Origin of the sequence: Actinoplanes philippinensis (genome assembly GCF_900113015.1) — a bacterium.
Lineage (GTDB): Bacteria > Actinomycetota > Actinomycetes > Mycobacteriales > Micromonosporaceae > Actinoplanes > Actinoplanes philippinensis.
In genome coordinates this window covers 1-24873 of the sequence record NZ_FONV01000016.1, presented here as the reverse complement: position 1 = coordinate 24873, position 24873 = coordinate 1, and the positions used below count along the sequence as shown (strand labels likewise).

25 protein-coding genes are annotated in these 24873 nt (G+C 71.3%); 14 read left to right on the top strand and 11 right to left on the bottom strand.

Annotated features, from left to right (window positions below):
• Positions 1-46 precede the first annotated feature (46 nt).
• Positions 47-877, bottom strand: a complete 831-nt coding sequence (locus BM290_RS36275; protein ID WP_239143993.1) for an AraC family transcriptional regulator — start codon at positions 875-877, stop codon at positions 47-49.
• A 50-nt stretch (positions 878-927) separates the two neighbouring features.
• The gene (locus tag BM290_RS36270; protein ID WP_093620479.1) at positions 928-1593 is read right to left on the bottom strand and encodes a Type 1 glutamine amidotransferase-like domain-containing protein; all 666 of its coding nucleotides are present in this window, start codon (positions 1591-1593) and stop codon (positions 928-930) included.
• Between the two features lie 53 nt (positions 1594-1646).
• Between BM290_RS36270 and BM290_RS36265 the strand changes: the two genes are divergently transcribed.
• Positions 1647-2195, top strand: a complete 549-nt coding sequence (locus BM290_RS36265) for a DUF4240 domain-containing protein (protein ID WP_093620636.1) — start codon at positions 1647-1649, stop codon at positions 2193-2195.
• Here BM290_RS36265 and BM290_RS36260 read toward each other — a convergent pair.
• On the bottom strand, positions 2183-2596 hold the full coding sequence (locus tag BM290_RS36260) for a nuclear transport factor 2 family protein (RefSeq protein WP_177320040.1): 414 nt from the start codon (positions 2594-2596) through the stop codon (positions 2183-2185). The two genes, BM290_RS36265 and BM290_RS36260, sit on opposite strands and share 13 nt — an antisense overlap.
• 76 nt (positions 2597-2672) lie before the next feature.
• Between BM290_RS36260 and BM290_RS36255 the strand changes: the two genes are divergently transcribed.
• Together BM290_RS36255 and BM290_RS36250 are read left to right on the top strand one after the other, a co-directional pair.
• Positions 2673-3410 (top strand): GNAT family N-acetyltransferase, encoded by a 738-nt coding sequence (locus BM290_RS36255; protein ID WP_093620634.1) that lies wholly within the window; start codon positions 2673-2675, stop codon positions 3408-3410.
• Between the two features lie 88 nt (positions 3411-3498).
• Positions 3499-4086, top strand: coding sequence for a TetR/AcrR family transcriptional regulator (locus tag BM290_RS36250; RefSeq protein ID WP_093620478.1), 588 nt, complete (start codon positions 3499-3501; stop codon positions 4084-4086).
• On the opposite strand, the gene BM290_RS36245 is transcribed toward BM290_RS36250, so the two are convergent.
• Positions 4075-4821, bottom strand: coding sequence for a YwiC-like family protein (locus BM290_RS36245; RefSeq protein WP_093620477.1), 747 nt, complete (start codon positions 4819-4821; stop codon positions 4075-4077). The genes BM290_RS36250 and BM290_RS36245 overlap by 12 nt on opposite strands.
• Before the next feature lie 282 nt (positions 4822-5103).
• On the opposite strand from BM290_RS36245, the gene epsC reads away from it, so the two are divergent.
• The 7 genes from epsC to BM290_RS36205 all read left to right on the top strand — a co-directional run bounded on the left by epsC (position 5104) and on the right by BM290_RS36205 (position 13059).
• Positions 5104-5655, top strand: a complete 552-nt coding sequence (epsC, locus tag BM290_RS36240; protein WP_093620476.1) for a serine O-acetyltransferase EpsC — start codon at positions 5104-5106, stop codon at positions 5653-5655.
• Positions 5652-6572, top strand: coding sequence for a cysteine synthase A (gene cysK / locus BM290_RS36235; protein ID WP_093620475.1), 921 nt, complete (start codon positions 5652-5654; stop codon positions 6570-6572). Before epsC ends, cysK begins: the two co-directional genes overlap by 4 nt.
• Positions 6573-6629: 57 nt before the next feature.
• Positions 6630-7721 (top strand): hypothetical protein, encoded by a 1092-nt coding sequence (locus BM290_RS36230; protein ID WP_093620474.1) that lies wholly within the window; start codon positions 6630-6632, stop codon positions 7719-7721.
• Between the two features lie 459 nt (positions 7722-8180).
• Positions 8181-8528 (top strand): hypothetical protein, encoded by a 348-nt coding sequence (locus BM290_RS36220; protein ID WP_093620472.1) that lies wholly within the window; start codon positions 8181-8183, stop codon positions 8526-8528.
• A gap of 73 nt (positions 8529-8601) precedes the next feature.
• The gene (locus BM290_RS36215) at positions 8602-11055 is read left to right on the top strand and encodes a putative bifunctional diguanylate cyclase/phosphodiesterase (protein WP_093620471.1); all 2454 of its coding nucleotides are present in this window, start codon (positions 8602-8604) and stop codon (positions 11053-11055) included.
• Positions 11056-11717: 662 nt separating this feature from the next.
• Entirely contained in the window at positions 11718-12440 is a 723-nt protein-coding gene (locus BM290_RS36210) for a mycothiol-dependent nitroreductase Rv2466c family protein (RefSeq protein WP_093620470.1), read from the top strand.
• A 205-nt stretch (positions 12441-12645) separates the two neighbouring features.
• Positions 12646-13059 carry a hypothetical protein gene (locus BM290_RS36205; RefSeq protein WP_239143992.1) on the top strand — a complete coding sequence of 138 codons (414 nt, stop codon included), beginning with the start codon at positions 12646-12648 and terminating at the stop codon, positions 13057-13059.
• A gap of 599 nt (positions 13060-13658) precedes the next feature.
• Here BM290_RS36205 and mnhG read toward each other — a convergent pair.
• The 7 genes from mnhG to BM290_RS36170 are packed head-to-tail and all read right to left on the bottom strand — an operon-like array spanning position 13659 to position 20492.
• A complete protein-coding gene (gene mnhG, locus BM290_RS36200; RefSeq protein WP_093620468.1) occupies positions 13659-14006 on the bottom strand; it encodes a monovalent cation/H(+) antiporter subunit G in 348 nt (115 codons plus the stop codon).
• Positions 14003-14455 carry a monovalent cation/H+ antiporter complex subunit F gene (locus BM290_RS50975; protein ID WP_093620467.1) on the bottom strand — a complete coding sequence of 151 codons (453 nt, stop codon included), beginning with the start codon at positions 14453-14455 and terminating at the stop codon, positions 14003-14005. Before BM290_RS50975 ends, mnhG begins: the two co-directional genes overlap by 4 nt.
• Positions 14452-15015: a Na+/H+ antiporter subunit E gene (locus BM290_RS36190; protein WP_093620466.1), complete on the bottom strand. Its 564-nt coding sequence runs from the start codon at positions 15013-15015 to the stop codon at positions 14452-14454. Before BM290_RS36190 ends, BM290_RS50975 begins: the two co-directional genes overlap by 4 nt.
• Complete coding sequence (locus BM290_RS36185) at positions 15015-16502, bottom strand: Na+/H+ antiporter subunit D (RefSeq protein ID WP_093620465.1); 1488 nt, start codon at positions 16500-16502, stop codon at positions 15015-15017. Before BM290_RS36185 ends, BM290_RS36190 begins: the two co-directional genes overlap by 1 nt.
• Positions 16499-16921: a Na(+)/H(+) antiporter subunit C gene (locus BM290_RS36180; RefSeq protein ID WP_093620464.1), complete on the bottom strand. Its 423-nt coding sequence runs from the start codon at positions 16919-16921 to the stop codon at positions 16499-16501. Before BM290_RS36180 ends, BM290_RS36185 begins: the two co-directional genes overlap by 4 nt.
• The gene (locus tag BM290_RS36175) at positions 16918-20013 is read right to left on the bottom strand and encodes a Na+/H+ antiporter subunit A (protein ID WP_093620463.1); all 3096 of its coding nucleotides are present in this window, start codon (positions 20011-20013) and stop codon (positions 16918-16920) included. Before BM290_RS36175 ends, BM290_RS36180 begins: the two co-directional genes overlap by 4 nt.
• Positions 20007-20492: a cation:proton antiporter regulatory subunit gene (locus BM290_RS36170; protein WP_177320039.1), complete on the bottom strand. Its 486-nt coding sequence runs from the start codon at positions 20490-20492 to the stop codon at positions 20007-20009. The genes BM290_RS36175 and BM290_RS36170 overlap by 7 nt, the downstream gene beginning before the upstream one ends.
• Before the next feature lie 294 nt (positions 20493-20786).
• On the opposite strand from BM290_RS36170, the gene BM290_RS36165 reads away from it, so the two are divergent.
• The 4 genes from BM290_RS36165 to BM290_RS36155 all read left to right on the top strand — a co-directional run bounded on the left by BM290_RS36165 (position 20787) and on the right by BM290_RS36155 (position 24619).
• Positions 20787-21809 (top strand): sensor histidine kinase, encoded by a 1023-nt coding sequence (locus tag BM290_RS36165; RefSeq protein WP_093620461.1) that lies wholly within the window; start codon positions 20787-20789, stop codon positions 21807-21809.
• Positions 21802-22464: a response regulator gene (locus BM290_RS36160; RefSeq protein WP_093620460.1), complete on the top strand. Its 663-nt coding sequence runs from the start codon at positions 21802-21804 to the stop codon at positions 22462-22464. Before BM290_RS36165 ends, BM290_RS36160 begins: the two co-directional genes overlap by 8 nt.
• 252 nt (positions 22465-22716) lie before the next feature.
• Complete coding sequence (locus BM290_RS47665; RefSeq protein ID WP_143134046.1) at positions 22717-23370, top strand: hypothetical protein; 654 nt, start codon at positions 22717-22719, stop codon at positions 23368-23370.
• A 211-nt stretch (positions 23371-23581) separates the two neighbouring features.
• Positions 23582-24619, top strand: coding sequence for a DUF4034 domain-containing protein (locus tag BM290_RS36155; protein WP_093620459.1), 1038 nt, complete (start codon positions 23582-23584; stop codon positions 24617-24619).
• Positions 24620-24873: the final 254 nt, after the last annotated feature.

Below are 24873 nucleotides of genomic sequence, written 5' to 3'. Positions count from 1 at the left end.
CCGGCTCCGAGTCTGGTGGGGGATGGGCTGTCGTTCTTGTAGAAAATCAATCGGCCGGAAGCGGCCAGCCGGCCAGGACGTGGCCGGGATGGTCACGCAGGAACCGCCGCCGCACCTCGGTGTACCGGGTCGGCGTGAGCCCGGTGAACTCCCGGAACTCACGCACGAAGTGGGCCTGGTCGAAGTAGCCCGCGCCGGCGGCGACCTCGGCCCAGTCGATCGGCGCGGTGACGTCGAGCGCCAGCACGGTGGAGCTGAAGCGGTAGCCGCGCGCCAGCCGTTTCGGCGTGACACCGACCACCGCCTTGAACCGCTTCGCCACATACGTGCTGCTGACGTGGGCCGCCGCACCGATGCCGCCGATCGGCACGGTCCCGCCGGTCGCCGCGACGGCACTGCTCACCTCGCGGACCAGGTCGAGACCGTCGACCACCCGCAGCCGTCGCACGAGTTCCTCCTCCAGGACCGTCAGCATCTCGTGCGGCGTGGGCGCCGAGGCCAGCCGCTGCCGCAGGTCATCGGCAGCGGTCCGGCCCCAGATCTGCTCCACCGTCGCGGGCCGGTCGCACAGCTCGGCCGCGGGCACCGGAAGAAGCGGCGCCAGACCCCACGGCTTGACATGGGCGCCGACCGACCGGGTCGGGGTGGGGTAGCCGAACTCCCAGGCGCGGGTGGGCGTGACGACCGCGCAGCCGTCCGGGTACTCCACGGCGTCGGCATCGGTTCCCGCGCGGATGCGAAACGGCGCCCCGAGGTTGACGATGAGCAGGGGCGCGGGCGCGGCCGGCAGGATCAACCGGGGGTACGGCGGGACGCCCTCAAGGTAGTAGAGGTCGTCGATCAGTCCGTCCAGCGGCGGGCCGGGCGCCCTGGACACGTACTTCACCGCGGCCTCACGCGCCGGCGCCGGTCACGGACGGATCGCCGTCATCCGAAACGTCTCCACTCGCCCTCGGAGATCACCTCGACGGAGTCGCCGGCGACCCGGATGGCTGTCTCCTCGTCGATGGCGTAGGCCGGGATGCCGAGGCCGGCGGCCCAGCGCTCGGCGTCGGCCATCGTGTTGGTGGGGAAGAGATTCAGGTGAGGGAAGATCGCGAAGTCGACGACTCCCAGCGTGCGGTCGTCGGGGGCGGACGGCCACTCGACGAAGTAGTCGCCGATCCGCGGGGTCATCACCATGCTCCCGGCGCTCACGCCGACCCAGACCTTGTCGGCGAGGGTGGGCAGCAGGCCGGCCAGGCCGGACTCGCGCATCCAGTGGCACAGGTAGGTGGCGTCGCCGCCGTCGGCGAGGAGCACGTCGGCCTCGCGGACCCAGGGGATCCAGCGCTTCGCGCCGATGCTGGGCAGCGCGGTGAGCTCGAGGACCCCGAGCGACGCCCAGTCCAGGCCGGACATGTACTTGCGGCCGGGCCTGGGGGTGGCGGCGACGAAGTCGCGGACCGACGCGGGACCGCACATCGGGTGGCCCCACTGGGCGGTCGGGATGGCGAGGGCGCGGCACTCGCTGATCGGCTTGCCGAGCAGGTCCACGAGCGCCGCGTGGATGGCGGGGTTGGTGACGCCACCCGACGTGAGCAAGAGCTTCAACGGACCTCCGAATTCGCGGGCGGCCCCATCGTAGTATCGCGGACGTGGCGATCATGGACGAGGACGAGTTCTGGGCGGTCGTCGAGGATGCCCGCTCCGGCGTCGGCGACACCCGCACCGGCGAGGGCGCGGAGGAGGTCGCCACCCGAGTCGGGCAGCGGCTCGCCGCGTCGGGACCGGACACCGCGGTGGCCTTCGACCTTCGGTACGACCTGCTGGCCGCCCGATCCTACGACGGAACCCTGTGGGCGGCCGCCTACCTGATGAAGGGCGGCTGCTCCGACGACGCCTTCGACTACTTCCGGGGCTGGCTTGTCGCGCAGGGCCGCACGGTGTGGGAGCGGGCGCTGGAGAACCCGGACACGCTGGCCGAGCTGGGCATCGATCCGGACGACGACTTCCTCGAGGGGGAGGACATGCTCAGCGTCGGGCGGGCCGCCTTCGCCGGTGACGAGGACTTCCACGCCGCCGTCGACGCGGCCCGCCGGGAGCTGCCGGCGGACACGTTCGCGTTCACGCTGACCGGGGACGACTTCGACTACGAGGACGACGACGAGATCCGCGCCCGGTTTCCCCGACTGGCCGCCGTCTACCTCGACTGAGCGCCCATCACGCTGTCGAACTCCCAGTACGCGCGGAGGGCGGCGAGCCGGCCGGCGCCGTCGCTGCGGTAGGTGAAGACGCCGTGCACCTCGACGGTGTGGCCGCCCGGCATGGTCAGGTGGATGGCGCCGACGTCGGCCACCTCGTCCCCGCACAGGTAGGACCGCTCGATCACGAACCGCATCGCCTCGACCTGGCCGATCACGGTGTCGTAGAAGCCGGCGATCGCCTCCGCGCCGTGATGGCCCGCCCCGCCGGGGCAGAGCGGTGACGGGCCGATCGGGTCCTCCACCACCGCGTCGTCGGCGAAGAGTCCGAGCCAGGTCTCCCGGTCCTTCGCGCCGGCCGCGGCCTGCGAACGCCGGGCCAGGTCACGGGCGGTCAGCACCACCGAGGTCATCGCCTGCCTCCTCCGGTCCCGATACACCCCCGACACTAGAACGTGTTCTATTCACATACAAGGAATGATCGTGCCCATGACGACGCTCGCCGACGCGCCGCTGCGACAGGCCCGCAACTCCGCGGCCTTCTGGGCGGCGACCGGCCGCTCCCGCGGCCATGAGGTCATCCGCCGCCCCGGCTTCCTCGCCGTGAACGGCGACGAGCGGGCCGGGCTGCGGATCCTGATCCAGGAGCCGGCCACGGACACCGCCGAGATCATCGATCTGGTACGCCGTGCGCCCGGCCCGGTGAACCTGGAGGACCCGTTCAGCGCCACCGACCTGAGCGCCCTCGAACTGCGGAGCTGGCAGATGCCGGTGATGCTCCGGCCGCCCGGCCCGGTCGAGCCACCGCTGATGGAGGTCGTCCGGGTGCGCGACGAGCCGGACCTGCGGGCGGCCGAGCTGGCGTTGATCGCCGGTTTCGACCTCACCCGTTTCGAGCCGTACCGGGCCGGCGAGATGTTCCCGGCGGCGCTGCTGGAACAGCCGGGCGTGGACGTGTTCGCCGCCCGTCTCGACGGCGTGATCGGCGGCGCCTGCGTGACGATGGTCGACGAGGGTCTGGGCAGCCACTACTGGGTCGGCACGCCGCCCGGCTTCCGGTCCCGCGGCGTCGGCCGGGCGGTCATGGTCGGTTCGCTGACGGCCCTCCCGGACCTGCCGTTCACCCTCACCGCGTCCCGGCTGGGCCGGCCGCTCTACGAGTCGCTCGGATTCGTCGTCGCCGCGGACTCGACCTGGTACTCCGGTGCGGGGCCGCTACGCCCGTGAGGCGCCTTTGCCGGCGGAACGGCCGGCCTGTGCCGCGCGGTGGCCACGGTTCTCCGGGTGGCCGTACGCCAATGATTAAGGTTTTGGGGTGCCCCGCGTCTCCGAAGCCCACCTCGCCGCCCGCCGTCAGCAGATTCTCGACGCCGCGGCGCGGTGTTTCGTCAGAAACGGGTTCCATCAGACGTCCATGCAGGACGTCATCAAGGAGGCGGGGCTGTCGGTCGGCGCGTTCTACCGGTATTTCAAGAGCAAGAACGAGCTGATCACGGCGATCGCGGGGGAGAAGATCACCGCGGTCACCGGGGTGCTCGACGGGCTGCTCCTGCTCGACCCGATGCCGTCGGTCCCGGAGATCCTGGAGCGGCTGCTGGAGCTGATCGACGACGCCGCTGTCGAGGACGGCACGATCCGCATCGCCGTGCAGGTGTGGGGCGAGGCGGTGCACGATCCGGAGGTCGGCGCCCTGGTCGCCGAGATCTACGGCCGGGTCCGGGACCGGGCCGTGCGCACCGCCGAGCGCGCCCAGGAGACCGGGCAGATCCCGCCGGACGCCGACCCGGCCGGGATCGGAGCGGCGTTCTTCGGGCTGGTCCAGGGCTACATCCTGCAGCGGATCCTGCTCGGCAACGTCGACCGGCAGCTCTACATGAACGGGGTCCGCGCGCTAATCGGCTAGCACCGCCGCGGCCAGCACCAGGACACTCGCGCCGATCTCCACGAAGCCGACCTGCCTCGGCGTCAGCGGGCGGCCCGGCAGAAGCCAGGCACGGCACAGCAGACCGGCGAAGACCACCGCGGCGACGGCGTCGATCAGCGTCGCCACGGCGAGCGCGGCCAGGTGATACACGATCGAGGCCCGGCGGTACGCCACGGAGCCGCGCTCACGGATCATGGTCTTCACGAACAGGACCGTGCCGGTGAAGTAGAGCAGCACGATCAGGAACGGCTGCCAGCGCGGGGCGGACCCGGCGACCACCGCGACGACCGGCACCATCAGGCAGCTCTGCACCACCGACGCGAGATCGTTGAGCAGGGCACGCTCGCGCCGCCGCCACGCGTACCAGACGTTGACGGCCAGCAGGACGGCGTAGGCGGGAGCGAACCACAGCAACGCGGGACGGGCCGCCACGACCGGCACGGCCAGGACCACGGTGACCGGCGCGTACCGGCCGATCTGCGGACCGAACCGGGCCGGCCGCCGGGTCTTGACCGCCTGGAGCAGGTAGTACGACAGCAGATATCCGGCGATCCACGCCCCCAGCAGCGGGACGGCCGGCCACGCGAACCCGGAGAGCAGCAGCCCGGCCAGGTAGGGCAGCAGCAGCATCGCCCACGCGCCGTGCTGCGGCGGGACGTACTGCCGGCGGCGGGCCCTCGTCACTTTTCGGTCAGCGATCCCCGGCGTGCTCACGTCCCCGACGCTAGGTGCACCACAGCCGGTGCGACAGGGACCTTCGGCCCCTGAACGGCCCGGCGATGATCGGCTAGCCTTGCCGTCATGAGTGAGTGGGACGCCCCGCGGCGGATGGCCGGTTACCGGTTCGCCGTGCCGATGGCGGGCCCGCACGTGCGCCGCGTCTTCGACGAGCGCTGTCCCAGCCTCCGCGACTGACACCCGCCGCCGGCCCGGCGGATCCCCGCGTGTGCCACCGTGGGGCCCGCACCCCGCTCCCGCTCCTCGAGGACAAGTTCCGTGCTGGAAGACCTCCGCGCCTACTGCCGGCGCGACCCCGCTCTGTACGGCGTCAAGGTGGCCGAGGTGCTGCTCTACCCCGGTCTCTGGGCGCTCTGGGGCCACCGGGCCGCCCACCTGCTGCACCGGGCCCGCCTCCCGTTCCTGCCGCGCCTGCTGTCACAGGTGATGCGGTTCCTCACCGGCATCGAGATCCATCCGGGCGCGGTGATCGGCCGGCGGCTCTTCATCGACCACGGCGCCGGGGTGGTGATCGGCGAGACGGCCCGCATCGGCGACGACGTCACCATGTACCACCAGGTGACCCTCGGCGGGCGGGGCTGGCGGCGCGATCCCAAGGGCAGCCGCCGTCACCCGCAGGTGGGAGATCGGGTCACCCTCGGGGTGGGCGCCACCGTCCTCGGGCCGGTCAGCATCGGCGACGACGCCGAGATCGGCGCTCTCGCGCTGGTCGTGGCGGACATTCCGGCGGGGGCCCGGGTGCGCGCCCCCGCCGCGGAGACTGTTCCATCAACACCGAACCCCGGCATCAACTCAGGAGCGAGGACATGATCTACAACGACGTCACCGAGCTGATCGGCCGGACCCCGATGGTGCGGCTGACCCGTTTCGAGCCCGGCCTGCCGGCGAAACTGATCGCCAAGCTCGAGTCGGCGAACCCCGGCGGCAGCGTCAAGGACCGGATCGCCCTCGCCATGATCGAGGCCGCCGAGGCCACCGAGGAGCTGCGGCCCGGATCGGCGATCGTCGAGGCCACCAGCGGCAACACCGGCATCGGCCTGGCCCTGGTGGCGGCCGCCCGGGGCTACCGCCTCACCCTGACGATGCCGGACAGCATGAGCGCGGAGCGGCGGGCGCTGCTCCTGGCGTACGGGGCGAAGCTGGTGCTGACCCCCGCAGCCGAGGGCATGAAGGGCGCCGTGGCGAAGGCGCTGGAGATCGCCGAGGAACAGCGCGCCTGGCTGCCGATGCAGTTCGACAACCCGGCGAACCCGGACGTGCACCGCCGCACCACCGCGCTGGAGATCTGGAACGACACCGACGGCCAGGTCGACCTGTTCGTCGGCGGGGTCGGCACCGGCGGTACCCTCACCGGTGTCGGCCAGATCCTCAAGGAGAAGCAGCCCGACCTGCGGGTGTACGCGGTCGAGCCGGACGAGTCGCCGGTGCTGTCCGGTGGCGCGTCGAGCCCGCACGGCATCCAGGGCATCGGGGCCGGGTTCGTGCCGGAGGTGCTCGACCCGACCATCTACGACGAGGTGTTCCGGGTCGACGTGGAGCAGGCACGCGAGGCGGGCCGGCAGCTGGCCCGTACCGAGGGGATTCTCGCCGGGGTGTCCAGCGGCGCCGCCCTGCACGCCGCCCGGGAGCTGGCGTGGCGCGCCGAGAACGTTGGCAAGACCATCGTGGTCGTTCTCCCGGACACCGGCGAGCGTTACCTGAGCACCCCGCTGTTCGCCGCCGGCTGACCGGCGGCGCCTTGGTTACGCTGGACCGTCCATCCTGGTCGGCGATGCGGGGGTGTCGTGCGGAGAACGTGGTCGCTGCTGGTCCCGGTGCTCGCCGGGCTGCTGCTCGCCGGATGCCCGGGCGCGTCCGCCGCGCCCGCCGAGTATCGGATCGGTGTCGCCCGGATCGGCGACGACTACCACCTCTTCGCGCCGGTCTGCCCCGGCGACGCGCTGTCCGCGGTGCGGGTCGGCGGCCCGGTGGCCACGGCCGGCGACTGGTGGGCCGCCGCCGGCCCGGCGGACCCGTCCGGCCGGCCGGCGGAGTTCGTGACCCTCGGCGACGACGGGCCGTTCCGGCGGGTCACCGTCCGGGCCGGCGACGGCGGGCCGCCCCGCGACTTCCGCGCCACCGCCGTCTACACCGACGGGTACGGCGGGAGCGTCGAGAAATCGATCAGCCTGCTGCTGGCCGCGGTTCCCGCCTACCCGGCCGGCGCCGACCCGCGGCAGGTCCGCTACCTGACCCGGCCGCTCGGCGACATGGCCGACCTGGCCGGCCCCGAGGAGATCCGGCGGCACTCCGACTGCGTGGACGCCACCGACACCCCGCTGCGGCAGACGGGCGGATCACTGCGGTCCGAGGCGCCCGGCCGGGTCGACCGGGCGATGCTCGGGCGCGACGCCGTCGACTGGCTCGCCCCGGTCACCCCCGAGCCCGTCGCCACCGAGGACGTGGCCGCGCACCTGTGCGGCAACGGGCCCGGGTTCGGCGCGCTCGTGGCGGCCTACGGGCAGGAGCGGGTCTGGCGGGAGCGCGACTTCGACGTGGAGACCGGCGGCGAGATCCGGCAGTTCGCCGGGGCGTACGGGCGGATCACCGCGGCCGAGGCGATCACCCAGGCCGACGGGCGGCTCGGCTGCGAGCGGTACACCGACGGCGGGACCGGATACCACGACGTCCATCGGGTCGTGCTGCCCGCCGTCACGGGCGCCGACCGGCAGCTGCTCTACTGCGAGGAGTCCGAGCACAGCGCCGGCCGCTGCACGTTGCTGCTGGCCAGAGGCGACATCCTCAGCCGGGTCGTGGTGCAGGCCGCCGACCGGGAGCTGGCCGAGACCGGGGCCCGCGCTCTCGCCGATGACGCGGGGGCCGCACTGGCCGGGTGACGCTCCGGGCGTACCCCCGAAGCCGGAGAACGGACCGTGACCGCGGCGACCAGGCCGTGGACGACGCCGGCCGCGCCGATCAGGATCGTCGCCATCCGGGCGCCGGCGGCGGCCGCGCCGAGCGCCGCCGTGATCGCGAACGGCAGCGCCGCCCAGCGCACCGGCCCCGCCCCGGCGGCCTCCACCGCCGCGGCCAGCGTGATCCAGCAGGCCAGGCAGAACACCGGGGACCACAGGCCGGCCAGCGCGATCAGCCCGAGCGTCACCGCCGCGCCGGAGATCGTCAGCTGGGCGACGCACCGCGCCACCACCGGGTCGTGCCACCACCGGCATCGCCGGTGCCGGCCCCCGCCGGACCGCCCGCAGTTCATCGGCCGATGCTCGCCGGGGCCGATCGACGCCCCGTTGACAACCGGAAGAACAGTCCAGTGTGGACGGCGCGGCGCATAGCATGGCGGGGTGCATGACGACTTCTACACGACCCTCAGCCAGGTGCTCGGGGTCCTCGTGCTGTCCCTGATGTGGGACTCGCAGTATCTCCTGCGCCTGACCAGGCAGGATCGTGCCGGCGTGCTGTTCTGGACCAAGCCGCGGGTGCGGATCTACTCGCTCGTCGTCGCGACCACGCTGATCGCCGGGATCGCGGCGTCGATGGGGGTGCTCGGCGGGTTCCTCGACGACACCGAGCCGCTGCGGATCGGGCTGTTCGGCGTCCTCGCGCTCGGCCTGGCCACCCTGCTGACCCGGCTGAGCGCCGACATCGTCACCGCCACCCGCACCCCCGCCCCGACGCCTCCCCAGGAGTGACGGCATCGGCTCAGCCAGGCCCGTTTCCCGCCGATCTGGGTCCCGGAAGGTGCTGACGGGCGAGAGGCCGACAATGCGAGGATCCGACGCCGCCCCGGGTCCGCCACCACGGGACCGGGCGCTGACCGTACCCCTGATCATCGCCTGGACCGCCCTGGCGGCCGTGCTCGCCTGGCTGGCCCGGCGCGACCCGGGCGGCGTGCTCCTCGGCAACGCCGGCGGCACCGTGATCGCCGCGTGCGCCACCGCCGCCTGCCACCGGGTCAGCCGCCTCGCCACCGACCGCCGGGTCTCCGCGTTCTGGCGGCTGTGGGCCGGTTCGGCGGCCGCCCTGCTGGTCAGCACCCTGGCCGCCACCGTCGCGGCGATCCGCGGCGACGCCGACATGCCGCCCAACGAGGCCGCGTCGAACGTGGTCAGCCTGGTCCTCGCGATGATCGCGTTCCGGCACGTGCCGATCACCTCCCGGACCCGGCTCGACTGGGCGCGGCTGCTGCTCGACGGGACCGCCGTGATCGTCGCCGGCACCGTCTTCTTCGGGTACGTCGTGCTGCGTACCGTCCCCGACGGCACCCCGCTCGCCACCCGGACCGGCGCCGGTGTGGTCGGCATCTGCTGCCTTCTCGGCCTGGTGATCTTCAGCCGGGCCGCGATGAGCCCCACCGGCCGCGTCGACCCGCTCGCGCTCGGCATCCTGGCGTTCGAGCCCGTCGTCGGCCTCGTGACGGTGCTGGCGTTCCTCGTCGGCAACGACCTGAGCGACACCCTGGTGACCTATCTCGGCTATCCGCTGGTCGGGCTCGGCATGACGCTGGCCGCCTACCGGCAGGGCCGGGTCCTCGACGTGGCGCCGAAACACCTCCGCTGGTCGTTCGCCGACCCGCTGCAGTTCCTGTCGGTCGCCGTCACCGGTGTCCTCGTCATCATCGTCTCCGCCCGTGACCTCGACCTCCGTGGCCGCGCGGTGATCATCGGCGCCGTCCTGATCGCCACGATCATCGTGATCCGGCAGCTGCTCAGCCTCCGCGAGAACAACCGCGCGCTCCGGGGCATCCGCCGCCAGCAGGCCGAGCTGGAACGCCTCGCCCTCACCGACAACCTCACCGGCCTCGCCAACCGCACCGGCTTCCTCGTCGAACTCACCGAACGCCTCGACGCCGGGCAGCCGTCGACCGCCATGTTCCTCGACATCGACGACTTCAAGGAGGTCAACGACACCCTCGGCCCGGCCGCCGCCGACCAGCTGCTGCGCCAGGTCGCCGAGCGTCTGCGCGACGGCGCCGCCGACGACGAATGCGTGGCCCGGCTCGGCGGCGACGAGTTCGCGGTGCTGCTGCCCACCGGCGAGCCGTCCGCCGCCGAGGCCGCCGCCACCCGCCTGCAGGGCACCGTGGGCCGGCCGGTGCACGCCGCCGCCCCGCAGGCCGCCGCCACCCGCCTGCAGGGCACCGTGGGCCGGCCGGTGCACGCCGCGGCCCCGCAGGCCGGCGCCGGCACGCAGCAGTTCCTCCTGCACGCCAGCGTCGGGATCGCCGTCGCCGAGCCCGGCGAGACCGCCGACGAGGTGCTGCGCAACGCCGACATCGCCCTCTACGCGGCGAAGGAGTCGGGAAAGGCCTCCTGGGTACGGTTCGAGCCGCGCATGCGCCAGGACATGACCGCCCACGCCCGTCTCGCCGGTGAACTCCACGACGCCATCGTCGGCGGCCAGTTGCGACTGCTCTACCAGCCCGTGTACGACCTGGTCAACGGCCGGATGCACGGCTGTGAGGCGCTGGTCCGCTGGCAGCACCCGGAACGCGGCTTCGTCTCGCCCGCCGACTTCATCCCGGTCGCCGAACGCTCCGGGCTCATCGTCCCGCTCGGCGCCTGGGTGCTGCGCGAGGCGTGCGGCCAGCTCGCCCAGTGGCGCGCCACGCTGGGCGCGGACGCGGTCGAGGCGGTCAACGTCAACGTGGCGGTCCGTCAGCTCCGGGAGAGCGGTTTCGTCGACGAGGTCGCGGCCGTCCTCAGCGACACCGGACTCCAGCCGCGCCACCTGATCATCGAGGTGACGGAGTCGTCGGTGGCCGACGGCCCGCAGGTCACCGAGGCCCTCGAAGCCCTGCACGCGATGGGCGTACGCCTCGCCCTCGACGACTTCGGCACCGGCCAGTCCTCGCTGAGCCTGCTGCGCGCCGTCCCGGTCGACGTCCTCAAACTGGACAAGTCCTTCGTCGACGGGATAGCCGACGGCACCGACCGGGGCCGTCTCGCGGTCGCGGCCGCGGTTGCGCAACTGGTGGAATATCTGCAGCTCAAGGCCGTCGCCGAGGGCATCGAGAGCCAGGCCCAGCTGGAGCGGCTCCGGGACATGGGCTACCGGTACGGTCAGGGTTACTTCATGGCGAAACCGCTGCCCCCGGCGGAGTGCGGGGCGCGGATGGCGACCCCTCAGGGTTTCCTTTGGTACGGCCCACCGGACGCTCCCGTGGCTGTCCCCGCGGCCATCGCGGCGCCCCGGGCCGAAACGCGGCCGCCGGGCTGAATGCGGTGGTCACCGTCACGGCGGGTCAGGCCGGTCCCGGCCGGGGACAGGTCCCCGGCCGGCCGCGCCCGACAGACGGCACGGTGGTCGGCCAGGGCGCCGGACTGCACGCCGGTGACCACACCCGCGGTCCGGCCGCAGACCGTGATCGGCGAGCCGTCCGGCCGGCTTCGGCGTCGCCCCGATCGTCGGGATCCGGCTCGCCGGCATCCTCGTCGACCGGCACCACCGGCGGCTCGTCATCGGCGCCGGGCTATTCGCCGGCTCAGCTGTCGCGCTGACCGTCGCCGTGCTCGCCTACGTCACGATCGCGGCCGAGGGCCGCTCCGCCGGGGGAGCGGCCACCGCGCTCCAACCGGCGCCGATGCGGGCGGCCGGCAACCACGCCGACATGGCACGGTCGCCGACGGCGGCAACCTGGAACCTGGGGATGGCGGCAACCTGGAACCTGCCGACGGTGACAACGTGGAACCCGGGGACAGGTCCGGGCGGTCGTGTCGGCCGCGCGCTGCCGACCGGCTTCGGCCCTCGCCCCGCTGTCGCTCTCGGCGATCGTCCTCTTGACGCCGCCGGTGCAACTGCCGGTCCTCTCCCGGGGAGCAAGCGTTCCCGCCCCGCCGGTAGCCCTGCGTCGGCCGACGACGAGTGGAAAGCTCATTCACATGGGACAAGCCGACATCAACTTCTACTTCGATCCGATCTGCCCGTTCGCCTGGATGACGAGCAAGTGGATCCGCATCGTGCAGGGCCGGCGTGACTACACGGTCGACTGGCGGTTCATCTCGCTGCGGCTGATCAACGCGCACCTCGACTACGACACCCACTTCCCGCCCGAGTACGAGGCCCAGCACAAGGCCGGGCTGCGTCTGCTGCGGGTCGCCTCGGCGGTCCGGGAGAAGCACGGGCGTGCGGCGGTCGGCCCGCTGTACGCCGCGTTCGGCGCCCGCATCCTGGAGACCGCCCCCGACGAGAGCCGGGCGCCCGGCTGGCAGGGCACTACCGAACTGGCCGCCGACGCCCTCACCGCGGCCGGCCTGCCCCCGGAGTTGGCCGACCACCTCGACGACACCGCCCGCGACGCGGAGATCCAGGCCGAGTCGGACGAGGCGCTGTCCCTGACCGGCCGTGACGTAGGCACACCGATCATCCATTTCGAACCACCGGCGGGCGTGGCCTTCTTCGGCCCGGTGATCAGCCGCCTGCCGGACGAGGACCAGGCCACCGAACTGTGGGATCACGTGGTCGGCCTCGCGAGTTTCGGCGGTTTCGCCGAGCTGAAGCGCAGCTTGCGCGAACAGCCACAGCTCCCGTCCTTCGGAGTGACGGCCGAGCAGACGGGCAAGGTCGAGGACTGGCACGCCGGAAGCCGCCGCCTGAAAAAGTAGTCCCCTCCGCCCCCGTAGCGAAGCTGGGCGTGGTCGGTCACGCCCGGCTCCGCATCCACCGTCCGCTCCGGCCCGCCCATGCGCCGAAATGTCAGAGGGTGCCGGTATCCTCCCCGCCGACCGATAGTCGACGAACCCTTGGGCGGCCCTGATGTCCGATGTTCCCGTAACCGATGATCGCGACCCTGCTTCCGTGGTTACCGGCATGATCGCCCAGGTCCTCGACTTGGCGGCGACCTGGACCGCGTGGGCCGGCGAGCCGATCCCGATCGATGACCGCGTCTACACCCCACACAAAGCCATACGACGTGTCACCGACCACTTGATCGACCATCTGGCCGAGATAGAGGCCCGAGTCGCCGGTGTCCCGACGATCCCCGATCATTGGCATGCCTCAGCAAGCACCACAGCCGCCGACCTGGCGCCGTTCACACCCGAAGACCTCGACGAGGCCCGCAGCCGCCTGGCCCGCCTGGCCCAGATCTTCGAACTACGCCTCACCAAACTGACCACCGCCGAACTGGACCACCGCGACGGCGAAGCCTGGTCGGTCCGCCAGATCGCCTTCCACCTCGAGTCCTCCCTCTACTACGCCACCGCAGTCGGCCGCCTGCCCTGAAACCACAGCCGAGCGGCACCTTTTGCTCGTCCCAAAGATCCCGCCGACGGAGTTCGCCGGCAGCCAGGGCTTCGCGTCACCGGCACCATCGAGGCCTGGCCTGCCTGTTCTTGCTCGCCTTGGTCCTGCCGCCCCGCTCAGGCGCGCTCTGCTTCGGCTCAGCGCGGTTCGCGGTGCCCGGTGTCCCGCGCCTGGCGCCTGGCTTCCGGCGCCTGGCGCCCCCGGTGTCTGGCCCCCAGTGCCTGGCGCCCCAGTGCCTGGCGCCCCGGTGTCTGGCCCCCAGCGTCTGGCGCCCGGTTCCGGTGCTGGCTCTCCGGCTCTCGTGCGGTCGGGCCGAACCTCAATCAACTCGGCTCGTAGTTCGCCAGCGCCCTGGCCGTCCGGCTGACTCGCCGCTTTCCGGTGACCCGCCGCCTCGGCTGCGTCCTCCTTCCTTGTCAGCGCCCGACCTGGTTCCCCTCGCTCCTCCCTGACCGGGCACCCGCGTCGCGCCTTGCCCCTCAACCACACCCACCTCAGCCCGGCCTTAACTGAGACCAACCACAGCTCGGTCGGCCAGCCCGGTCGGCCAGCTCGGTCAGACAGATCCGAGCGGTGCATCATGGGTTTCGGCGGTCGGCGGCGAGTTCGTCGGTGAGCAGCAGGTCTCGCCGGAACAGGCCCGCCCGGTATGCGGTCCGCCCCACCATGTGTGCCGCGACCGGAGCGGTGACCAGCTGGAACGCCCCTACCAGCACCAATGTGGTGATGTCGACAGCCGTGCCGAGCCGGATCGCCGTGCCGGCCAGGATCAACAGCAGGCCGAGCACCTGAGGCTTGGTGGCCGCATGCATCCGGGACAGTAGATCAGGAAACCGCAACAGCCCGACGCCCGCCGCGAGACTCAACAGCGCCCCTCCGAGGAGACACACCCCCGCAACGACGTCGAGCACAGCAGTGACAGTCATTCCCGGGCCTCCCTCGATCGCCGCGTTGAGACCGGCCCTCGCGCCCGGCCAGTCGACTCCTGGTGACCGGTCGGATCCGCAGGCGCCGGATGGTCGTTGCCCGGCGACTCTGCACCCGACAGGGCGCCCATCGAACCCGCGGCCCCCGCACCACCGCGACCAGGCAGGGATGGTGAAACCGCCGGAGACGGCCGGGCGACCGGATCGGCGAACCGCGCCACCGCGACCGACCCTGCAGCGCCGAGCAACGACAGCCCGAGCAGGATCGGCAGCCCGGTGGCATCGCGGCTGTAGGCGGCTTCGGTGGCGGTCGCGCACACGGTGATCGCCAGGAGCACGTCGGTGCCCACGATCCGGTCCAGCGTCGACGGCCCCCGAATGATCCGGCCGAGGGCCATACCGGCCGCAGCGGCTAGGAAAACTGCGGCGATGGCGGCGACGACGATCATCTCGATCCTCCTACGGTCGATGTCGATCCGGCCGTTGCGGCCTCGTTGATCAGCTTGATCTCGGCGTCGGAGCCGACCGCCCGGACGATGCGTTCCTCGAGGTCGCGCACGTCGCGCCGGAACTGGTCGATGTCCGCCGGCCCGGTGACGTCGAAGACGTGGACGTAGAGGATCCCCGCGGCCCTGTCCATGTCGACGATCAAACTCCCGGGCACCAGCGACACCGCTTCCGCACAGAGGGTCAGGTGCAGGTCGGAGCGCACGGAGAGCCGTACCGCCAGGACCGCGCTGTGCGGCACCCGCCGCCCGCCGAACGCCGTCCACGCGAGCTGAGAACTGGCCACCACCAGGTCGGTCAGGAATCGGATCGCGACCCGGAGCAGGCCGCCCGGCCGCAGCCGCCCGGCGAAGGTGACCGGCGGCAGCGGGAACACCGTCAGCACCAGCATCGACACCAGCAGCCCACCGAGGAGGGTGACCCAGGAGAACACACCCCACAGCAGCATCCACACGACGGTGAGGGCGACGATCGCGAGAAGCCGGTCCCGGCCACGGACCATCACGGCAGCACCGCCTCGACGTAGGGGGTCCGCGCGAGCAGATCCTCGGCGACCGTGTCGGTGAGCGAGTACAGCGGCCCGGCCACGAGGGTGATCATCACTCCGGCGACGACCAGCGCCGCGGTCGGTGTGACCATCAGGCGCGGCGACCGGAGCGGGGCCGCGTCCGGAGTCGCCGGTGACCGCCAGAACGCCAGGTTCCACACCCGGGCCAGGGCGTACAGGGTGAGCAGGCTGGTCAGCGCGGAACCGCCGACGAGCAACCAGGGCAGCACGGCGCCGTCATCGGCCCCGGCCCGGATGAGCCCCAGCTTGCCGAGGAACCCGGAGAACGGTGGAATCCCAGCCAGGTTGAGCGCGGGCAGGAAGAACAGGATGGCCAGCACCGGGGCGGTACGGGCCAGCCCGCCCAGCCGGTCCAGCGCCGTGCTGCCGCCCCGCCGCTCGATCAGCCCCGCGACCAGGAACAACGTCGTCTGCACGACGATGTGGTGCAGCGTGTAGAAGACCGCCGCCGCGATGCCGGCCCGCGATGCGAGCCCCACCCCGAACAGCAGGTACCCGATGTGGCTGACCAGTGTGAACGACAGCAGCCGTTTCAGGTCGGACTGCGCGACCGCGCCGAGAATGCCGACCAGCATCGTGGACAGCGCCGCGACCATCAGCAGGTCGGCGACCCGGCCACCGGGGAAGAGCAGCGTCTCGGTACGGATGATCGCGTACACCCCGACCTTGGTGAGCAGCCCGGCGAAGACCGCGGTGACGGGAGCGGGAGCGGTCGGATAGCTGTCCGGCAGCCACGCCGACAGCGGGAAGATCGCCGCCTTGATACCGAAGGCGAGCAGCAGCATCCCCTGCAGCACCATGCGCACACCGTCGGGCAGCGCGTCGAGCCGTCCGACCAGTTGCGCCATGTTGAGCGTCCCGGTGGCCGAGTAGATGAGCCCGATCGCGGCCAGGAAGATGACCGACGACAACAGACTCACCACGACATAGGTCGTCCCCGCGCGAATCCGGTTCTCCGTCCCGCCGAGTGTGATCAGCACGTAGCTGGCCGCCAGCAGGATCTCGAAACCTACGTACAGGTTGAACAGGTCGCCGGAGAGGAACGCGTTGGTCACGCCGGCAGTGAGGATGAGATACGTCGGGTGGTAGACCGACAGCGGATGCTCCTCGTCGCCGTCCGCGCCGCCCTGCCCGATCGAGTAGAGCAGCACGCACAGCGTCACCGCGGCGGAGACGACCAGCATCAGAGCGGCGAGCTGGTCGGCGACGAGCACGATCCCCAGTGGTACGGGCCAGCCACCGACCGCAACGACCAGCGGCCCGTCGGCGGAGAGCACCAGCAGGAAAGTCGACACGACGAGGGTGGCGGTCAGCACGCTCACACTGATCGCCCGCTGCACCCGGGGTCGCCGGAACATCAGCAATGTCGTCGCCGCCCCGAGCAGCGGCATGATCACCGGGAGTGGCACGAGCCAGGTCACGTACGTACCTCCGCGGTCTCGGCCTCGTCGGTGTCCAGGTCCTCGGCGTCCGAGCCCTCGTCCCGTTCGGCAAGCTCCCGGACCCGACGGTCCTCGGCGTCGTCCTGCACCTCGTCGTGCCCGCTCAGGCGCCAGCTGCGGTAGGCGAGCGCCAGCAGGAACGCGGTCATCCCCAGCGTGATCACGATCGCGGTGAGGATCATCGCCTGGGGCAGCGGGTCGGTCATCTCCGCCTGGTCGGCGGTCCCGACGATCGGCGGCGAGCCGGGCTCCGCGGCCGCGAGCACCAGCAGGTTCGCCCCGTTGCCCAGCAGCATGACCCCGAGCAGAACCCGGGTCAGAGTGCGTTCCAGCAGCAGTGTCGTCCCGGCGGCGAACAGCACGCCCACCGCGACCAGCAGCACGATGCTCGGTCTCATACCAGCTCCTCCTGAGGCCGTCTCTCGTGTTCCGTCCCCTGCTCGACGTCGTGATCCGCCGAGCGGGCCAGCGCGTGCCGGTCGACCTCGGCACCCAGGCTGCGCAGCACGTCCAGCACCAGCCCGACCACGATCAGATACACGCCGATGTCGAACACCGTGGACGTGACCAGGTGCAGGTCGCCGACCACCGGCAGATGCAGGTCGAGCACCGCGCTCTGCAGCACCTGCCCGCCGGCGACCAGCGCGGCGGCGCCGCTGCCGACCGCGATGAGAAGTCCGGCGCCGAGCACCGCCCCGGCGTCCACGGGTGCGGCCGCCGCCAGCTCATACCGCCCACCGGCCAGATAGCGCACGATCAGCGCCAGCCCCGCGACGAGCCCGCCGGTGAAGCCACCCCCCGGCGTGTCATGGCCCGTGAACAGCAGATACACCGACAGCAGCACGATGACGTGGAACAGCAGCCGGGTGACGACCTCGAGCATGGTCGACCGGCGCCCGGCCTCCACGGTGTGCCCGGCCATCAGCCATACCGGCTCGTCGCGTGGCGGCTCGGACGGGCTCTCCACCGGCCCGCGCCGGCTCAGTCGCTGCGCCTGCCGGAAGATCAGGCTCGCCACCCCGGTCGCCACCGCGACGAGCACCGCGACCTCGCCCATCGTGTCCCAGGCCCGGATGTCGACCAGGATCACGTTGACGATGTTGTGCCCGCCGCCGTAGGGCACAGCCATCTCCGGATAGGCCACCGACACCGGCAGCGCCTGTCGCGCCGACATCGCCAGAAAACCCGCACCGGCCATCACCGTGCCCACCGCGACACCGATGCCGACCCGGACCCGCCGTCGCCACGGCCCCGGCCGTTGCGAGAAGTGACTCGGCAGCCGCCGCAGCACCAGCACCACCATGACCAGCGTGACCGTCTCCACCAGGAACTGGGTGAGCGCCAGGTCGGGAGCGCCGTGCAACAGGAACACCCCGGCGTTCGCATACCCGGTCACACCGACGAGGATCACCGCGGTCAGACGCCTCCTAGCCGGCACCGCGAACACCGCCGCGACGATCGACACCGCCACCGGCACCAGGTGCAGCGGCGTGTCCCACAACCGGAACTCCGTCCGCCCCGGCCACCCCGCCACCAACGCCGGCCCTGCCGTCGCGATCAGCACGACCAGGATCACCGCCAGGTAGAACGGCAGCGAGCCCCGTTGTGTCGCGCCCGTGACCTCGACGGCGAGCCGGTCCATCCCGGTCATCACCCGCTCGTAGACGCCGCCGCCCAGGCCGGGCCCCGCTTTCCACGCCGGCAGCCACCGGAACAGCGCCAGCCCGCCGGCCAGGGCCAGCAAGGACAGGGCGAGCGGCACACCGAGCCCATGCCACAGCGCCAGGTGGGCGACACCTCCGGCATCCTCAAACCCACGGTGGTACGGCGAAAGCACGCCCTCGACCACCCCGGCAAGACACCCCGCCAGCACCCCGGCGAACGCCAGCACCGCCGGCGCGACCAGCAGCGACCCAGCCGGCGCGGGAACCGTCGGAGTGACCGCGACAACCGGCACCACCCCGGCCTCACGCAGGGAGCCGGCAGCATCTCGTGCAGGGCCGCCCTCGACGCCGCCGCCCTTGAGCGCTGGACTGCTCGTCCCCGAGCCCGCGCCTGGACCAGCACCGTCACCCGGCCCGCCACCGTTGCCCGGACTCCGGTTGTCCCCAACCCCGTGGTTGTCCTGAGCCGGGTGGTCGCGTGGACCAAGAACGCTCTCGCGAGCCCGGACGCTCGCCGTGTCCGCCGAGCCGACGGTGACGCTCTTGGTGGCAAAGGCGCCCCAGAGGAACCGGGCCGTGTAAGCGACGGTCAGCATCGAACCGGCAACCACGCCCGCCAAAGTCACCCAGCCGGCCGCCCCCGCGCCGAGCAGAGCACCGAAGACCGCCTCCTTGCCCACGAACCCGATCGCCGGGGGCAGGCCCGCCATCGAGGCCGCGGCCGCGACAGCAATGGTCGCCAGCACAGGCGCTCGACGGCCCAGGCCCTGGAGCCGGCGCAGATCCCGGGTGCCGGTGGTCTTGTCGACGATGCCGACGACCAGGAACAGGGCCGCTTTGAACAGGGCATGCGCGAGCAGCATGGCCACACCGGCGAGAGCCGTTCCCGCTGTCCCGAAACCGAGCACCGCCGTCAGCAGACCCAGTTGACTGACCGTCCCGTACGCCAGAAGCAGTTTGAGATCGTCTTGGAAGAGGGCCGCCCAGCCACCCACGAGCATCGTGACCAGCCCCAGGCCGACAGCGAGGAACCGCCAGACCGATGCCGCCGGCCCGCCCGCCACGGCAATCATCGGCGCGAACCCGGCGACCAGGAACACGCCCGCCTTCACCATCGCCGCCGCATGGAGGTAGGCACTGACCGGTGTCGGCGCGGCCATCGCGGCGGGCAGCCAGAAACTGACCGGGAAGATCGCCGATTTGGACAGCGCCCCGCACAGGATCAGCACCACCGCGACCGTCAGCACAGGGCCGTCCGGCAACGCCGCCGCCACCTGCGACCAGCGGTAACCGCCCGCGTGCCGACCGAGGATCACGATGCCGACCAGCATCGCCAGACCACCCGCAGTCGTGACGATCAGAGCCTGCAGCGCGGCACGCCGGTTGGGCCGAGCCGTCCCACTGTGCCCGATCAACAGATAGGAGAAGACGGTCGTCAGCTCCCAGAACACATACATCAGCAGCAGATCGTCGCTGGCCACCAGGCCCAGCATCGCCCCCGCGAACCCGACGAACACCGCCGCGAACCGGCCCAGGCCCGGTGTGCCCGGTGCGAAATAGCGAGCGCAGTAGGCGAGCACCAGAGCGCCCACCCCACCGACCAGCAGCATCAGCAGCCAGGACAGGGTGTCGACCCGGAACGCCAGGCTGAGCCCGAGATCCGGCACCCACGGGTGGATCCACTCGCCCTCACGATGCGTCACCGCCCAGCCGAAAGCGGCCAGCGGCGCCGCGGCCAGCAGGTAGAACGCCCGCGGACCCAGGACGCGAACCAGCATCGGGGCCAGCACCGCGGCGACCAGATGGGCGGCCAGCAGGATCAGCACGGCGCCACCATCAGGTCGTGCAGCCGAGCAAGCGCGGATGCGCTGCCGACCGCCAGCAGCACATCGCCGGCCCGCAGCGTCAGCGAGGGGCCGGGGTGGGGGAGCACCCGGGCCCCGCGGATCACGGCGACGACCTCGGCGCCGTGGGAAGTGGCGAGCGGCCGGTCCGCACAGACCGAACCGGCAGGCACTCTGAGGCGGACCGCCAGCGCCTCGCCCGTCCCGACATCGCCCGCGGCGGGAGCCGGCCCGCCGACGTGATCGAGAACGACGGTCGTGTGCAGGACATCGGCCACCAGGTGCGCCTCGTCGGCGCACAACAGCACCGTGCCGGCCACCCGGTCCGGGTCGGCCGGGTCATAGATCGCCAGGTCACGGCACCCGTCCGGGCGCACGATGACGGCGAGCCGCTCCCCGTCCCGCGTGGTGAGCAGGTGGGACACGCCGACCCCGGGCAGACCGATCCGTTCCAGCGTCATCGCGGCACCTCCTGCTCGTTTCTGCATGTCCTCCATCCAAGCCAGTGGGGCCGTGACTGACCATCGGGGCAGCTCTCCATTCGAGGTGCGGGCTGCCACCCATTCGGTGTTCGGATAACCGAACCTTTAATGGGTGGCTGCCCGTATGGACGACCCGTACGCGGATTGGGCACGCTGGGCCGGTCATCTTCTCCAGCTGCCCGGCAGGGTCGGCTGGATCGGGCCGTGACTTGGCCGGGCAACCGGCGGATGGGTGCGAAAGTGGAGGAAAGACCGGCGAGGAGGCCACAGCGGTTGTCCCTGTTCTGGCGGATCTTCCTGCTCAACGCGGTGGTCGTGACGGCGGCGTTCACGCTGCTCATGGTCGGCCCGTTCACGGTGTCGACACCGGTGCTGGTCACCGAGGCGATGATCCTCACCGGTGTGCTCGTTGTGATGCTCGTCGTCAACGCGGGCCTGCTACGGGTCGGACTGGCGCCCCTCGACCGGCTCACCCGCACCATGAGCACTGTCGATCTGCTCCGCCCCGGCCATCGGCTCGCCGTCAGCGGCCGTACCGGCATCGCCGATCTGATCCGCAGCTTCAACACGATGCTCGACCGGCTCGAAGCCGAGCGTGCCACCAGCGCCGCCCGCGCGCTGTCGGCGCAGGAGGCGGAGCGCCAACGGATCGCCCAGGAGCTGCACGACGAGGTGGGGCAGACCCTCACCGCGGTGCTGCTGGAGCTGAAACGCGTTGCCGACCATGCGCCCGAGCCGGTGTCCGGCGAGGTGCGGCAGGTTCAGGAGACCGTCCGTAACGGGCTCGACGAGATCCGACGGATCGCCCGCCGGCTACGTCCGGGCGTCCTCAAGGAGCTGGGCCTGGCCAGCGCGCTGAAGTCGCTGGCCGGTGAGTTCTCGACGGCCGGGCTGACCGTGCGCCGCACCATCGACGGCGACCTGCCCGACCTGGGAAAGGAGACAGAGCTCGTGCTCTACCGGGTGGCTCAGGAGTCACTGACCAACACGGCCCGCCACGCCGGGGCACGACAGGTCTCCCTCAGCCTCACTCATGTCCCCGGCGCGCCACCCCACAGCGGCAGCCGGCCGCCGGCGTCGGCAGCCACCGAGCAGGCGGCCTGCTCGGGAGCGGTTGAGCTGCGTATCCGGGACGACGGCCGGGGCGTAGGTGGAGCCCCTGAAGGCGCCGGGTTGCGGGGCATGCGCGAACGGGCCTTGCTGATCGGAGCCGACCTCACCGTCGGTCCGGCCCCGGGCCGGGGCACCGAGGTCCTGTTACGAGTGCCGCTCGGCGGAAAGGAACACCATGACTGACCGTGACCCCGCTCGTATCCTGCTCGCCGACGATCATGCTCTGGTCCGGCGTGGGGTCCGGCTCATTCTCGACAGCGAACCCGACCTGACCGTGGTCGCTGAAGCCTCCGACGGCGCCGAGGCCATTACCCAGGCCCGAGCGGAGCGGCCGGACCTGGCGATTCTCGACATCGCGATGCCACGGCTCACCGGCTTGCAGGCGGCCCGTGAGCTGTCTCGGCTCCTGCCCGACATGCGCATCCTGATCCTGACCATGTATGACAACGAGCAGTACTTCTTCGAGGCGCTCAAGGCCGGCGCATCCGGTTACGTGCTCAAATCCGTCGCCGACCGAGACCTGGTCGAGGCGTGCCGGGCCGCGGTCCGGGGTGAGCCGTTCCTCTATCCGGGCGCCGTCAACGCCCTGATCCGCAACTATCTGGAGCGCGTCGCCGACGGAGAGGACCCAGCTTCCGGCCGTGCCATCACCGACCGAGAAGAGGAGGTGCTCAAACTGGTCGCCGAAGGTCACTCGTCCAAGGAGATCGCCGACCTCCTGGTGATCAGCGTCAAGACGGTGGAGAGGCATCGTTCGAACCTGTTGCAGAAGCTGGGCCTCCGCGACCGTCTCGAACTGACCCGGTACGCGATCCGGGCAGGGCTGATCGAGCCATGACTCCTGCGGGGTTGATCGAGCCTTGGCCCCGTCTGGCTGATCGGACCGGGTTCGGCCGCCGGCCGCCTTGTGCGGGGCCTGTCGCGGACGGCGGCGAGGTCGCTGGCGTCCTCAGCCACGGCGAAGGCTTCGCCCGGGGTAGGGACTGATGGCCGTTTCTTGGATCGCTCGCGGCTCACTGGTTCAAGCGCGGACAGCTATTCGATGAGCGCGTTGATCAGCAGATTTACCGTGACCTGATACCAAGATGCCGTGACAGACCGAAGGCTGCTCGACACGATTCACAGCACTCCGTGGATCTCCGACTTGCTTACCTTGTTTGACTTTGAAGTGGCCCGAGCCGCAGACGGAACGATTGAGCCGGTGACGCTGGCGAGCGGTGAGCCGTTGGAGGCGGTCGCCGGCGACAGTACCGGCGGATGCTTCCTTCTGGTCGGTACAGGAGATGCACGGCCGGTGCTCTACGTCGGCTCCGAGGGCGAAGGCGGCCTGGTCGCAGGAAGTCTCCGGGATGCGCTGGCCCTTGTCGTCGGGGTCTCCAGCCTGCACGACGCCACCACGTTTCCTGCTGAGCAGAACGATGGTCGGGACTTGCGCACGTTCCTTGATCGCGCCGACGAGGAGATCCGCGACAACCAGCCGGACCTCGACACCAATCGTGATCTCCTGCGCGGGGCCCTCGGACTACCTTCTGTCGACGACACGCTCTTACGAGCACTGCAAGCTGCAGCCGCAGACTTTGGCTATCGGCCGCTCAATGGGCGAGGTGACCACCTGCGTCCGATGCTGGCCTGGCTCGAGGAAGCTGAAGAAGCAGCGCATCCGAGAATCCCGGAACCTCCAAGGACAGTGCCGCCCTCGCCCTGCCCACACGAACCAATGCCAGGGCAGATCGCGTTGTTCTGACTCAGCGCGATCGGATCGCGGCATAGGGGACCAGCCGTAGTTTCCAGCGAAAAAACAACTCCAGGCATCATGATCGCCGACGTCCTCCCGGCGGTCTGACTCGAAAAACAACGGGGCGGTCCCGGCCGGATCGGCCGCCCCTCGACGTGGCGCGGAGAACGACAGTCCTCGTGATGAGGTGAACGCGAGTTCGACGCTATGATCGTCGATCGTGATCTCCACCGTGTGGCGTGTCCTGACCAACCAGATCGACACCGCTGAGGCACAGGACGACACCGCACTGCGCCAGGCGTGCAAGCAGGCGCGCCAGGGCTTCGACGAGCCGGCCCGGCAGGCCCTCGCCCGGACCCGAGACGACCACGACCGACGCAACCGGTACGTTCAGGTGCTGGCGGAGGGGACCACCGGCGGGTTCGAGTCTCCGATCGACCGCACGACCGGCCGGGCCGACACCGCCGGTCACTGGACCGACCGGTGGGCGGCACGCTGCCCCACCGACCCGGATGCCCAGCTCGTCCGCGCCCGGTCGCTGATCGCGCGAGCCTGGGAGGTCCGCGGCAGTGGCTGGGCCAGCAGCGTCCGCCCGGAGCAGTGGGCCGAGTTCCACCGGCTGCTGCACTTGGCTGAGCAGGTGAACGACCTGGCCACTCAACTGGCACCCGCCGACCCCACGCCGTGGGTCAACCGGCTGCAGATGCAGATCGGCCACAGCGCACCACGCGACGCCGTCGAGGAGACCTGGCGGCAACTGACCTACCGTGACCCCTGGCATCACGGAGGACATGTCCTCAAGCTGACCTTCCTCTGCCGCAAGTGGAGTGGCTCTCACGAGGAGATGTTCGATTTCGCCCGTTCCGTGGCTGCCGCGGCGCCGGCCGGGTCGCCGCTGCACGTGCTGCCGGTCCGCGCTGCCGCCGAGTGGGCGCTGTGGGAGGAGGAGCGCATCTCCCCGAAGGGCTCCGCCGACGAGATCGGCGAGCGGTGGCGACAGGACTCGGCCATGCAGGCGGACCTCGACAGTGCGCTGTCTCGCTGGTTTCGTCGAGGCGCGCCCCGGCACGGCGCCTGGCTGGACGACGCGAATTTTCTGGCGTACGGGCTGGCGCGTAGCGGCCGCGATGCCGACGCGGGGCCGGTCTTCGCAGGGATCGGCAAGTACATGACCATCGTGCCGTGGGGGTGGTGGGGCGACGCGCGTGCTGACGTCACCTTCGTCCACGCCCGCCGTCGCGCTCGTCGAGCCGCCTGACAGCACGTCGCGTCCACGGCGGCCGCCGTCGGCCACGCCGGTTCACCGGCGCGGGTACTTACCTGCCCGCCCCTCTCACACCGCCTACGGTCGTCGCGTGCCGCGGCAGCTGACGCATCGTCGTCCGGTGCGTCACCGGTTCTCGGCGCCGTCGGGCCACGGAACCTGTCAAGTCAACTGAGACAGTTTCTTGATTTTGTTTAGCTTTGTGCTGATGGAAGGCTCGCCGCTGCCGCGGCGGTGACCTCTTCGGG